Here is a 13254-nt window from a genome sequence, read left to right as displayed (position 1 = left end):
TTCGTTGTTAATTTGCTGCTTGTGCTGGCCACATAGCATCATTTAGCTCAGATAATACGTCATCCAGCTTGTTGACTAAAACCTTATCGAGCTGTTTAGCGCCGCCTTTTTCAGCAAACCGTTCATTGACATACTCACGATCAACGATCACCTCATGCACCAGTTGCTTAGCCAAACGTTCAAGCCACTTCCTCTGATTTGGGGTCCATTTATGGCTACTATAAATACGGTCCATTGCCTGCATCACGCGCTGCTCAAATGGCACTAATGGCTCACCTAATGCCGCTCGACGAATGTGCCCAAGAATACTCGCTGCAATATCTTGATTCGTTTCCTCTCGAATCGCAGCTCGCAGTTTCGCTTCTGAATAACCTTCACCATCAAGCAACAACTTCACTTCTTGAAGCTGTTCTCGGGTTAAATCTCTTGGCTTATTGACAATGACAGCTAATGCCGCCGATTGGTTAAGCTGTCGCTTAATAAACTGCTCGAAGTCTTCTAAGTAATCCCCAGGACGTTTATTAGCACCATAATCCTGCCGACGATCTCGTATTTCATCTTCATGATTAGAGAGCACTGGCTTTCTTTCACTACCAATTAACGTCACCACTTCTTCCAACTGGCTGAGTAACCCTGAATGCTGCTGAACAAACTGAGATGCCTGCTGAGGACCTAGCTGATGCAAATGCTTATGCAACAACTTGGGCTCCACTCCCCAAAGCGTCTGTAGCTCATTCAGTTTCTCTCGAAGCTCTGGTTTAGCATCAGCCTTTTTCTCAGCTTTTCGCAGTACACGCATCACTTTCTGAGTTAACTGGCTCAACACCGCGTCCGCTTGCGACTCACCTTGTTGGTCTCCGGGACTACTTAGCGCCTGCTCTAACTTCTCAGGGTCAACCAGTTCATCAACAAGCTGTTCAATAGTGATACTGGGGTCTTTTACCAAGGGCTTCATGGTATTGACTTCGCTCAGCGCAGCATAAATATCAACGGGGTCATAAATGCGGAAAACCGTCTTACCGATGTCATCGCATCGACGTGTTGCACGGCCAATCATTTGCTCGTAAAGAATGCGTGATTTTACCCGACGTAAGAACACAAGATTACAGATTTTGGGTACATCAATACCTGTTGTAAGTAAATCCACCGTGATTGCAATGTTCGGATAAGTTTCATTTTTATATTTGCGAATCAACTGATCCACTTTGTCACTTTTCCCAGTAATTTTCTCTACTGCTGCCTGGTTGTATTCATCTTCATACAAGTCTTTAAATGCCTCATCTAAAAGGCGCTTAACCATATCTGCATGCAGATCTGTGGCACAAAAAATGAGTGTTTTCTCTTCACCGAAAGGGTCAAGTTCTTCAACAAGTTGCTCACAGATCACTCGATTGAAGTTCTCATTGATTACTCTGCGGTTAAAGGCATCTACCTCAAACTGCATTTCATCTTCCAGTTCAGCTGATTCTACTTCGCCTGTTTGAGTATTAATTGCTGAGACTTTATCGCCCTTGTCGAAATGAATGCCTTTTTGAGTCAATAAAGTTTCATATCGTACTGGAGGTTCATGGTCGATAAGCCAATCAGCTGCAACGGCTTCTCTGTATGAGTAGGTGTAAACAGGCTTACCAAAGATTTCACTGGTATGTTTAGCAGGAGTCGCTGTTAGGCCAACTTTAACCGCATCAAAATAATCGAGTACACGACGATAACTAGAAAGATACTGACCAGCATCACGAGTTGCTAATTCACCTTCAGTCATCTCTTGATCCAAGGTATAACCACGGTGAGCTTCATCAACAATAATGCAGTCAAACTCATCAATGGCTGGTGGGGTATCCGACATAAAAATGCGCTTAACCATTGCCTGAACTGTTGCTACTTGAACTCGGGTTTCCGCTTCAGCAGCCATATCGCCCAACTCGGCAATGTTATAGATTTTTGATAGCGTCTGGTTTTGCTCCAACGGCATCTCTTTAAAGGTGTCAGTCGCCTGATCACCTAACGCAGTGCGGTCAACCAAAAACAGGATTCGTTTGAAGCGTTCAGATTTTAAAAATCGGTACATTAAGCCGACGATAGTGCGTGTCTTACCGGTACCAGTCGCCATTGCAAGCAATGCTGTTCGAATATCTTTTGCTAGCGTGCTTTCTACTGCATGAATGGCTTTTTCCTGATAATCCCGCAGTTTGAGATAGCTAAATCCCTCTTGCTGTAGTTTACGTTCGGCAATTTCTTTATTTCGCTTAAGTAAATCAATAAGGCCATCTGGTGTATGGAACTCTTGTAAGGCTCTTTTGGTATTGCTTGGTTTGCGAACATCCCTAAACCACTTGCCAGATTGTTCTGCTAACTGAGGAATATATGGACGCCCATTGCAGGAATAGACAAATGGCACCTTGTAGTGGCCTTCATCCTCATCGGGCCATGCAATAGTAAGCCCTTCGAATTCCCAAGCACCAATCATTGAAGAATCGACCTGGAATCCTCGACTATAACGTTCTGCCTGAGTAATTTTTCCGGCTACATTGGTGTTTTCTTTTTTTGCTTCAACCACAGCAATAGGTGTCAACCCAAGGAACAATACATAATCAGCTCGACCACTCTCGCCATTATGTTTAGTGGGCCATTCTGCAATTGCCTTATTTATGCCTTTTTCAGGTCGAGTGCCATTTTTGTAAGTTAGCTCCTGACTGTCTGCAGTCCAGCCTGATTCTATCAACTGTTGATCAATAAGGATGCGTGTGAGTTCTTCACTCAACACTATTTGTTGACTGGCTTTACGAGTTTTATTACTGACTTGTTGCCTCTGAGTAGCTGTGTCTTTTTCATCTTGCTGCTCAAGTTGCTGCTGCAAAGCCTGAAGCTTCGCTTCGTATTCTTTCTTTTGTTTGATTAGCGCGCTTTCATGCTCAGCGGCTAAGTCAGCAAGCTGCTTAGATTCTTCATCCATCGCAAGCGCTAAAGCTTCATACTCCGCTTTTTCTTGTGCGATAAGATCATGCAATTGTTTACTGGAATCGAGTTCAACATTAGCTTGTGTAAGATCGGACTTAAGCTTCTCAATTTCTGATTGAAATTGGCGTAATTGATTACTCGGGTCCTGTGGTGGAACAAACGCCCCTGGTTTGAATTGAGTGCCTTGTTTACCGAAAGATTGGTGAAACCATATGGACAGCGCTCGAGCTAATTTCAGTCCATCTAAGGCTTCTTTATGCTGTGTTTTGAACTGATGGGTTGCTTTGTTGCCCTCAATACGAAGAGTATGGAATAGCTCTTTAACGACGGGTTCAAATTTCAGTTCACGGTTGAGACGATAGATCAGGTCGGCTTGTGTAGTTTTATCATCGAACTCGACACCAACCAAAACGGCAATATGTTGGGCAATCGCTTCTCCAAGTTGACGAAGCTTAATCAACGTTGTGTTGGGGTCACTAGAGAAAGCTCGCTCAGCACCTATCGCCAACTCAAGAAACAACGGGTCATGTTCTGCTAAAAAAGAAAAATTGCTCGTGCTCTTAATATCCATATATCAATCCGTTAACCAGCGTTATCGGTCAATATTAACACGAATCGATATATGTAAAAGGTAGCTTATACACAGTAGCTAATTAACTCATAGTAATGCATAAGTTATCCAACGAATTAAAAGCAATGTATTCAAACACAAAAACCTAACCAAGCTTTGCCCTAGCTCTAGCTTTCTCTCTAGCTTGAAGTTTTTCAGAAATTTGTTGGTACAGCCTAGCTTCTTCGTTTTCTCTATCAGTGATAGATATAGCTAGCGCGTAACTTTCTTTCTCTTTTACTTGGTTAGTTGCCCATGGTAAATCTTGACGTGTTACTACGAGGAACAACTTTCTTGGTTTATTGAATTGATTATAAGTCCAAGTGCTAGATTGAAGCGTACCTCGGCTTCTGTCGTCTTGGGTAAGATTTCTCTTAGAACTATCGCATTCAGGAATAGGTTTGATGGTTTTCTTATTGTCATTGTTAAATGACTCCGCAACCGCTTCTAATGAATCACCATGAACTAAGTGAAATTTAATCTTGGTTGCAAGATATTCTAATCGAGTCGTACGGACTGAGGGGCTGTAAGCAAGACTAACTGTAATCGTTCTGGTTGCTTTCCCTTTTCGAAAGTAATCATCAGGAATTGGCAACTCAAAAAACTGATGCTTATCGTTTTCAATTTCGTCTTCACTAATTAAAACCACATGCTCTTCGGATGACCTAAATAAGCTTTCCTCATCCACAATCCCATACCCTGCAACACGCTTTACGTGTTCCTTTTCCTTAAAAGAGGAAGATATTTCTTGAGTTACATGAGCATGATTAGCCAAAAGAGCTCGAAGCAAGTTAGCAGACGAATCTGGGTAGTTATTTAAAATTCTTCCCGCTAAGTGAGTAATATATGGCGCTGAAAAGCTAGTCCCACTATATTCACTCAACAATGTATTTCCCTGTGGGCTATAGTTTAGCGTCACTACGCCAAGGTGTTTTGATATTGGCTTCCAACCTTTATCTTCTAATCGTGCCGATATTGCAAAATTTCCACCATGAGCGAGTAAGTCAGGCTTCAGCGGAGCTTTGTCACTTTGACTACTTCGGGAAAATGGAGAAATTTGGCCTTCATTCGCTACATGCAGCTCATTGATATCACCTTGCTGCTGAAAGCGACGCTCATTATAAGTAGCAGTATGTTTAGCATAAGCTCCTACAGTTATTACATTCACTGCCGGGGCGGGATCTATTAATGCAGCATCATCAGATAGAAGATAATGCGGATAATCTTCTCGCCAGTTATTTATCCTCTCAGAGCCGCTAAAATTTCCTGCTGACACAACAATTAATATATCAAGATCCCGAGCCAGTTCATCTAAGATAACGGCCATACCTGATACATGAGTATGTTGGTACGGAGCGTTCTGGTTACCAAGGGATAAATTAAAAATTCGACATCCATACTCACTATGAAAATACGTGATAGCATCAATCAATGTTGTTTCAATAGTTTTTGTATCAAACTCAGTTTCCCCATATTGGTTTTTAGTCAGCACTTTTCCGCTAAAAAGCCACAGCTCTCGAGTCCAGTCATTCGCTTCTATGCGCTCTTCCAAATCACCAAACAAAGCAACACCAGCCACTGCTGTTCCGTGTCCGACATAATCAAATTCATCTTCACCTTCAATAAAACTCTGGGCATCACCAACAGCACCTTGCAGCAGGACATGGTTAGCATTGATACCACTATCCAATACGCAAATTTTGCTTGCTGATTCGGTTAGGTTGTTAAGTTTAGGAGGAAGAATGTTCATATCGACATTCAATTGGGAAAAATCTACTCCTGTTTTAGGTGGTAGATCTACTTGACGTATATCTTTGTGCAGCAATAAGTCTTGAGCTTGCTTTAAATTAACATTAACACGGAACATCACTAAGCTGTCTCGGTTAACCTTATCTAAACACTGAATGCTCTCAGAAGATAACCACGATACAAAGTCGTCAACAACACTATTCCGCTCTGCGCTACCCACATAGCCCAATGGCCATAACTCAACATCGACTCGGAAGGTATCCTCAGAAGGGAATCCAAAATGTTTTACTGCCCAGCTTTTTCTATCTTCAGCACTCCAAGCATCAATTTTATCAATAGCAAATAACAAGCTCGCGTATGTAACGTGTTCACCATCAACAAGCTTAGATAGGCGTTCGTTAAATTCATGTAGTTGCTGTTCATCAGCAAAAGCAATGTAAATCGTTTGATCTTCTTGACCGACAATGGAAATACCGTGCTTTGTAATTTCTTCAAAGCTCATTTTCTCAATCAATTTTATTTGAATAAGATTACGAGATTCACTGCCACCCAGTTGTGATGATATGACCTTTTGGAAGGTTGCTATTTGTTCCTGTAGATTCTTAGCATGCTCTTTAGGGTTATCACGCTCAATTACGGAACCGAAACCATTACGAGATCTTCGTGGAGTTAACGGTACTTCTTTGGAAAAAGAAAGGTGAGGATAAGCTCCTGCCATGCTACATTCCTTTGCTTATGGTTCTCATTTAATTCGACTTTCCAGTTCTAATGCACTTTTTAGCATCCTGATGGTTAAGAACTCTTTTTGTTTTAAAATCATACGTTTTACTGCACGTCTTATTATACGTTCAATGATTGCAGGTGATTTCCCATCAAAAATAGTGTGAAGTTCCGGAGTGTCTAAATCAAACTCTCTCCTCACACCACGTAATTTGAGTTGTAATAAATTTTGAAGTTGGGATTGCTCTAATACAGGAAACTCTACGATCTCATCAAATCGACGCCAAATAGCACTATCAAGTATCTGCTCATGGTTAGTAGCAGCAATGATAATACTTTTTCCATCATATGAGTCCATCATTTGAAGAACAGCATTTACAACCCGTCTTAGCTCTCCATGTTCAGATCCATCATCACGCTCTTTTCCTAAAGCATCAAATTCATCAAAAAGAACAATCAGTCTATGCTTGGATATAAAATCAAAGACCTTACGTAAATTTGCGGCTGTTTCACCAAGAAATGAAGAAACTAGAGAATCCAAGCGAACAATAACGAGTGGTCGATCTAGCTCATAGGCCATAGCTTCTGCAGATAAAGTTTTACCGCAGCCTGGAGGACCAAAAAAGAGAATCTTTTCCGCTGGCATCATTCCATAGCTTCTGAGAACATCCTCACGACGATGTTCCTCAAGTACATTTTCAATAATCTCTAACGTACTCTGATTTAGAACCAGCTCTTCTATAGAACGATTGGCCTGTCTAATATCAACTAACGCAACACCACTTTCTTTATCTGTCGGGGCTTCTGGTAAAATATTATGAGCCGTCGTGTTCGGTGTAGCTCTATCCCCATAGAGGATACGCTCTAAGTCATTTGCTAATAAGTTATGCTGCTTTTGGCGCTCTTCTTTTATCAATTGCTCTGTAGCACATCTAAAGGCTGTAGGATCGCCGGAAGCACCTGATTGAACAAGTAATCTCAACAATTTTCCACTAGCCATACATCCCCCAATCACTTTCGCTTACTCATAAAATAAGCAATTGACAAACAAAAAACACTTACAATAATAACCTAAACACATATGCCTTAGGTGAGAAGATAATCAGATTTTTGCTCCATACCAACCACATGATAGATACAGTGCCAAAAACGGACAATATTAACATGAAAGAGGTTAAAACCTAGCCACATTCCAAGCTTTTAACACAGATATCCTAGCAACAACTATTTTCTCAAGTTAATCCATTGATAATAAGCTTGTAGGGTTAAAGGAAGATTCTCTTTCTTCGCAGTTAACCAACCATGAGAGCCAAGCTCACGATCTAGTTGAGTTCGCGAAATTGCATAGCCAGCCTTATCCATAATTTGAACAACGCGCTGCGCCAATTCTTTATCTCTTTCACCCCAATCAACTCTATCAACATGTTGGGTTTTCAGTGGATTCGGAAGATGTTGCTCCAACCAATCTGGATTATGTAAGTACAACCAGAAAAATGCTGCTTCACATTCTTCCTTAACACTCTGTCTCATTCTTTGAGGATACTGCTGAACATACCGTAAAATTTGATATTGATAACGCCTTCTTTTCGAGTCCGCTTTGCATTTTTTTCTCCACTCCACTAACCCCTCAACCGAAGAAATAATCATTTCTACGCTTCCTGAAGATATTCCTAGTTGCTGAGCAATAGCGGCTCGATGTTTTCCCTTGAATGCCATTTTGGAAATCTTATCTTTAACACTATTAGTTATTTTATAGGGCTTCAGATTTACTGGAATATGATGCTTAAGAGCGATAGCCTTAACGTAACATCGGCTTTTACCGATATCACGACCAACCTGTGCCATTGAAGCCCCCTGTTGCAACAAATCACAACAACGAGCTTCTACTTCACAAAAATCACGTTCTCTTATCTCTGTCGATATATATTGTGTCTGTGAGTCTTCGTTAACATAGCCTTGAGCAAGGAAAAACTCGAGTAACAGGTGCTTAAATGGATGAGCCTGATATGAGCTATTAAGCAATGATTCCACATACCTAAAATCTTGATTTGACGTTATGCGAAGAGGATTATTGGGGAGAAGAATTTGTACAGACAAGCCATAAAGTGCAGCCATTAACTCAATTCGTTTTACTCTACCATTATTTGTTACAAGCCCTTTATTAGCCAACTGAAATATGTATTTTTTCGTATCTTGATTATACAAAGGGTGGGATTGAATAGAGCGCAATTTTCTCTCTGCAAATTGCGCGAACTCTATCGCTAATGGTTCGCATTTGTTCTGACAGCGATTAGGAGTAGGTAAAAAGTTCTCACTAAGATGCTCTCGATCATTAAGGGTATAATATGACAACCAGACACCGTGCTTCGAACAAACATCCACTCCAGGAATTTGATGTAGGCAATGCCAATAAGCTACCCCTATATTCTGTATATCATCTATACAACACAACGGGCAAAACTTAACGGCCAATGGCTCAGTCTCTCTGAAAGTCGATAGCTGGCAAGCTCTGATTAGTTCATGAGTTTTTATAGAAGAATTACAAATTGTTTGTTGGTAGCGTGGCAAATAATGAGCAAACCAAGGTCTTAACGTTTGCTTACGACACAGCTCCACAGCAGATTCACTAGTAAATGCGCTAATAGCTGTTAGATCTGCTGTAAGATAAGGGTGAATAACAGCTCGCCGGTTACCAACTAAGTCTTTTAAACACTGCTCTTTAAGAGTTCCAGATAAAGAAAGATATCGGACAACACGACTAAAAAGGGTTTCATCTGGCAATGCGTCCGGCAAATGCATAATGAACCTTTTCCGTTAATCAATTTATTGAACTATAGGATAGTTCTGATAAAGGATCGTCTAACAAAACCTTTCGCTTTCTCAAATATTGAATAGGGTCATCAACTTCCGCAGCTTGTTGAAACAGGTTCGGGTCATTGATTCTGCTTGATAAATCTACTGCACCTAACAATTCCATAACCTGAGAAGCAAACTCTGGATGTTGGGGTTTAGTTATATCACCAGTTTTATCGACTATTTTTATCGCCAATTTATTTGTATTTAGAGTATTACGCTGCTTACCTTTAGGCAGAGAAACGATAGTGCTTTTCAGCGCATTGACTTCATCGGTTTGCCTTGAAAGCCCACAAGCAACAGTATTACCAGCCCTTAATGAAGCAGAGGTAAGACGTTCGTCATCAGATCCAATAACTAACCGTTGAGCCTCTCGGTATGTGCGGCTTGCCATATCAATATTACCAACCGAAAGCGAATGAAGAACATCATTAAGTTCTTCTGTGAGCTCTGTATAAACATTTGTCCATTGGTATTGCCAAAGCTGTTCTATAAATGCATTCCATGAAACACTGTCCCTTGCCAAGACAGACATAGTATGGTGGTAACCACTTTCGGCTCGACGGGCAGCTTTGAGCTCCTTGATAAGAGACTGATCAAATGGAGGGTTTGCAACAAAGAAAAGTGGTACGCCTAGCTTGTTCACCAATCTATGCAAAAACTTTAATAAATTGTTCTCACCACCTGTTCTTTTGAATTTGAGGTTCTGCATTTCATCAATAACTAACATGCCTAGAAAACTAGACTTGATACACCGTTCTAGCTGTCGAATTAAAGCACCTATCGTTCCTGCAGGCTTAGTTTTTTCACGATCAAGTGTGAGGTCTAACGTTGATAATATTTCTTCACACAAATCCCTAACGCTTGAGTTGCTAGGACAGTCAACTTTTATCCAGACCACTTGTTTTCTTATTTCTAGTTGCTGACCTTGATAGGACTCATGAATAATAACATTTGGGAAGTAACCCAGAATTTGTTCAATCATCGAGGTTTTGCCTACACCGCTTTCACCAATAAGAGTAAGCCCATCTCCTTTAGGTTGAAAAAAGCCTGTTCGAGGTTCTATGTCAGGTCTTTCATCAACTAAATAATGTAGGTACTGTGCAGTGGTAGGGCTAAGTGGATTCTTGGCTGAATAACCCTTTTTGATAGACCTCTCTACTGCTCTAAAACATGCTTCATAATCAGTCAGTGGTTGCCTAATTTCTTCAATACGATTTAGATACTCATCGCGAACCAATGGATCAGGGTGATCAGCAATTTCTTCTGAGTAGTCAGGGTAATTACTAAAATCCTCCATGACACTTTCCCATGATTTCTTAGTTGGGAGTGCTTCTATAAGCGGATTGCCTTGATGCTCAGGTAAAATTGCCTTTTTATATACAGCAGGCTCAACTCTCATGACCCACCTCCATTGGTTCTTCTTTTTCTACCTTTTGGTAACGGAATAATTTTATTACCTAAAGGGAAAGAATCAGGGCTATTATTAGTAAATGAAGTCTCAGAATCTGGTGCAATTATATTTGTTGTAGCTTCTAATTCTTCCTTTCGGCGCTGACGGGTGTTGCTCGTTTTATCTTTAAAAGAAACATTTTCAGCATCTTTATTTCTATGCTTCGCTTGCCGAGTTACTTCCTGACGATGCTTATGATCATCAATTGAGGTCTTCGTTATTGGTGTTAACTCTTTCTTAGTATCGAGCCAATCCTGAATAAACTCCGATTCATACATAGACTTATCACCCAACATACGACTTCGAGGTAACAAATTACACTTAATGAATTCTCTGTTTTTATCTAAGCGAACATAAATATAATTTGTTGTATTTTCATCAATTCGAGCTTCAAGTCTCCAGCGTCCTGACGACCTAGCGACAGATGCTAGATTACGCTCTTCAACTTCTGAACAAGAATAGTACATACCATTAAAATATATTCCGCTTCGAGTCATACTGACTTCAGCTGAAGGCAGCAATCTAGCTATAACTTCATCACTATTAGCAGATTGAAGTTGATGCTTATGTTTTGCTAGATGTACTTTCCAGTAGTTCAAAGGAGTCGGAGATAGGTTATTCTCTATAAGTAAAGGGCTAGAATAGGCTAAACCATCAAGAATTGAGCGATTGTGCTCTAGTACTGCTTTTATTATTTCTGTTGTAACTTCTTTTAGTGTGTAAATTGCGTCTTTTCTTGGATCTCGACTCCCTCGAACAACGTTCCCGCCTCTCGTTGTACCTAGTAATTCGTGAACAACCTCATTGTTAAGAGTATCAAATCGTTTTTCTACAACACCTTTACAATCAGGTCGGTACGGTGGCGTAAAAGATAGTTGTGTCATTGGTGCCAGAACTTTCTGTGGCTGTATGCCAATCATTTCTCCATTGTCGCAAACCAATTCTTTAGGTATATGAGCACAAGGCCACTCTGAATCAGCTATCTCCAAACCAAAGCTCTTACAGTAATCAGATTTAGAAAGGAAACTATTAGTTAATGCCTGGCGGGCAGCACGCCATGAAGCGTGGTATAGAGACACATGCATACCAACTATCATTCGACTCGCTCTGTCAGCCACTATGTAAATCGTCGGCCGCCCTAAAACATACTGAGATCCAAGTTCAGATACAATATGTACGTCAGCAACAGTTGCATCAATTTCAAAATGAACTCCAGGTAAGTAGCTTTGATCGGTAATACTACCGAGTACACTCCTTTTATTTCTGAGATATTCGTTTTCCGATGTTCGTTGCTTGATTATCTGTTCTTTACTGAATAACTTTGTGGACCAGTAACTAAACTGCTTTTTAGTTGGTATCAACGGATACCTGCCACATGCCTCAGCCAAGCTTATCTCTTTTGAATAACTATCTTTGAGCAAATTTTTATAAGTTTTTGCTAGCGTCAACCCTGACTCTTTGAGGTAATACTTCCGTAACGCTTTTTTGAATTTTTTCTTATCATCATCACTAACAATAAACTTAGCCGCTCTATCAAAAGCGGTGGTTCTTGGTTGTTTGGGCGCCCCCAAAGGTTTTGTTGTTGGGATTCGGTCTCTCCCAGCACCTCCACTTTTAGAAAAGGCAGGTAACAAAGCCATTTTGTCCTGACCATTTCTCCAATATAGGGTAAGCAATCTAGCTAAAGATTTACGGTCGACACTAATTTCTTTTGCATATTCAGCAAGCTGAGGGGAGCGTTTTTTGGTTGCATAATCAAAGACAAAGGATCTGTCGAATACAATACCTTTGATGAAACCATAGTTTTTATCTCGACGACCAATGTGATCATCTGAAATATTTTCCTCATCAACAAGAAGATAACTCGGCAATTCATAATGTGCTTTTTGGGCTTTACGGCTAGAAAAAAGCTCAATAAAACTTTCTAGTGAAACTGCTATAGGCCTTACTGTTGCGGAAGTATCGTCTAACGAGAATAAAATAACAGATTCAACATCCTGAAAGATATCCAGCAAACGATAGAGTCCGTCTTTAAGCAACTCCGAATCATGTACGATCCAAACGCTGTTTCTAGGAAGCTCCATATCGCATACCTCCTTGATAATCAGCAACATACATCACATCAATAAGCCCTGATTCAGAAATATTTTTTGATAGATCTACCTCGATTAAGTGGTCGGCTATGAGGAAACGAACTAGCAACAAAGCATCATCATGGGAGGTAATATTCATTGAAATAAACTGATTACAAAGGTCTTCAATGAAGAATTGTCCAACATTTATTACTGAGAGGGCACAATCTAATTGCTCAAAAGAAAAACAGATCGGATTCTCACGAAAAGGGGATGATGTCCACTCAAGGTTGCTACTTTGGATCCTAGTTAATTCATTACCGGTAAAGTATCTAAACTTAACGCCAAGCAACTCCCAACATACTCGCTCGATATCTATCTTCTCAAGTACTCGGAGATCGCTAGAATTACCTTCAGGTTTGACTGAAACAGCGTTGTATATAATGCCTTCCGGAGTGTCTATCGTGAGCAACTGATCAGTTGTCATGATGATTGGCTCTTTCGTATGAGGATGGGTTGGGTGTTCAACACCAAGGATTTTAGCAACTTTCTGCGTAAAATTTAGAGGGAAAATAGGGAATTGCTCTCTGATATCAACCACACTGCGCGAAAACTCAGCGAGATGAAAGTGCTCACTTTCTATCGAAGACATCATATGGTGGTCCCTTTGAGACTTCCTACCATAAATTAGCGAACGTTTTCCTTCAGATTTTACGTCCTGAATTCTGAGCCAAGGCTTGTACTCAGAACCTTGACCAATTCCATATTTGTTTTTTAATGCTCGCTCAAAGTCTTTCAACGACTCCAGTTTACGCCCACGTCCCATACTCAATCCAATC

7 protein-coding genes are annotated in these 13254 nt (G+C 40.6%); all 7 read right to left on the bottom strand.

Features of this window, described 5'->3' with window-relative positions:
* Positions 1 to 7: 7 nt before the first annotated feature.
* A complete protein-coding gene (gene hsdR / locus VRUMOI_RS00880) occupies positions 8 to 3529 on the bottom strand; it encodes a type I restriction-modification system endonuclease (RefSeq protein ID WP_089138813.1) in 3522 nt (1173 codons plus the stop codon).
* A gap of 145 nt (positions 3530 to 3674) precedes the next feature.
* Positions 3675 to 6035: a S8 family peptidase gene (locus tag VRUMOI_RS00875; protein ID WP_089138812.1), complete on the bottom strand. Its 2361-nt coding sequence runs from the start codon at positions 6033 to 6035 to the stop codon at positions 3675 to 3677.
* 24 nt (positions 6036 to 6059) lie between these two features.
* Positions 6060 to 7037 (bottom strand): AAA family ATPase, encoded by a 978-nt coding sequence (locus tag VRUMOI_RS00870; RefSeq protein ID WP_089138811.1) that lies wholly within the window; start codon positions 7035 to 7037, stop codon positions 6060 to 6062.
* 224 nt (positions 7038 to 7261) lie between these two features.
* Entirely contained in the window at positions 7262 to 8836 is a 1575-nt protein-coding gene (locus tag VRUMOI_RS00865; RefSeq protein ID WP_089138810.1) for a TnsD family Tn7-like transposition protein, read from the bottom strand.
* 19 nt (positions 8837 to 8855) lie between these two features.
* Positions 8856 to 10292, bottom strand: coding sequence for an ATP-binding protein (locus tag VRUMOI_RS00860; RefSeq protein ID WP_089138809.1), 1437 nt, complete (start codon positions 10290 to 10292; stop codon positions 8856 to 8858).
* Positions 10289 to 12427: a DDE-type integrase/transposase/recombinase gene (locus VRUMOI_RS00855; RefSeq protein WP_089138808.1), complete on the bottom strand. Its 2139-nt coding sequence runs from the start codon at positions 12425 to 12427 to the stop codon at positions 10289 to 10291. The genes VRUMOI_RS00860 and VRUMOI_RS00855 overlap by 4 nt, the downstream gene beginning before the upstream one ends.
* Complete coding sequence (locus VRUMOI_RS00850; RefSeq protein WP_089138807.1) at positions 12414 to 13241, bottom strand: TnsA endonuclease N-terminal domain-containing protein; 828 nt, start codon at positions 13239 to 13241, stop codon at positions 12414 to 12416. The genes VRUMOI_RS00855 and VRUMOI_RS00850 overlap by 14 nt, the downstream gene beginning before the upstream one ends.
* Positions 13242 to 13254 lie beyond the last annotated feature (13 nt).

It is taken from the genome of Vibrio rumoiensis, from assembly GCF_002218045.2.
GTDB classification, from domain to species: domain Bacteria; phylum Pseudomonadota; class Gammaproteobacteria; order Enterobacterales; family Vibrionaceae; genus Vibrio; species Vibrio rumoiensis.
Note: the sequence above shows the minus strand (reverse complement) of the source record. Positions and strands in the feature narration are given on the sequence as shown.

What these genes read in the sequence shown, in the direction of transcription:
- VRUMOI_RS00875 (WP_089138812.1), bottom strand. Translation starts at nt 6,035, where the DNA reads ATGGCAGGAGCTTATCCTCACCTTTCTTTTTCCAAAGAAGTACCGTTA.
- VRUMOI_RS00850 (WP_089138807.1), bottom strand. Translation starts at nt 13,241, where the DNA reads ATGGGACGTGGGCGTAAACTGGAGTCGTTGAAAGACTTTGAGCGAGCA.
- VRUMOI_RS00860 (WP_089138809.1), bottom strand. Translation starts at nt 10,292, where the DNA reads ATGAGAGTTGAGCCTGCTGTATATAAAAAGGCAATTTTACCTGAGCAT.
- VRUMOI_RS00870 (WP_089138811.1), bottom strand. Translation starts at nt 7,037, where the DNA reads ATGGCTAGTGGAAAATTGTTGAGATTACTTGTTCAATCAGGTGCTTCC.
- VRUMOI_RS00865 (WP_089138810.1), bottom strand. Translation starts at nt 8,836, where the DNA reads ATGCATTTGCCGGACGCATTGCCAGATGAAACCCTTTTTAGTCGTGTT.
- hsdR (WP_089138813.1), bottom strand. Translation starts at nt 3,529, where the DNA reads ATGGATATTAAGAGCACGAGCAATTTTTCTTTTTTAGCAGAACATGAC.
- VRUMOI_RS00855 (WP_089138808.1), bottom strand. Translation starts at nt 12,427, where the DNA reads ATGGAGCTTCCTAGAAACAGCGTTTGGATCGTACATGATTCGGAGTTG.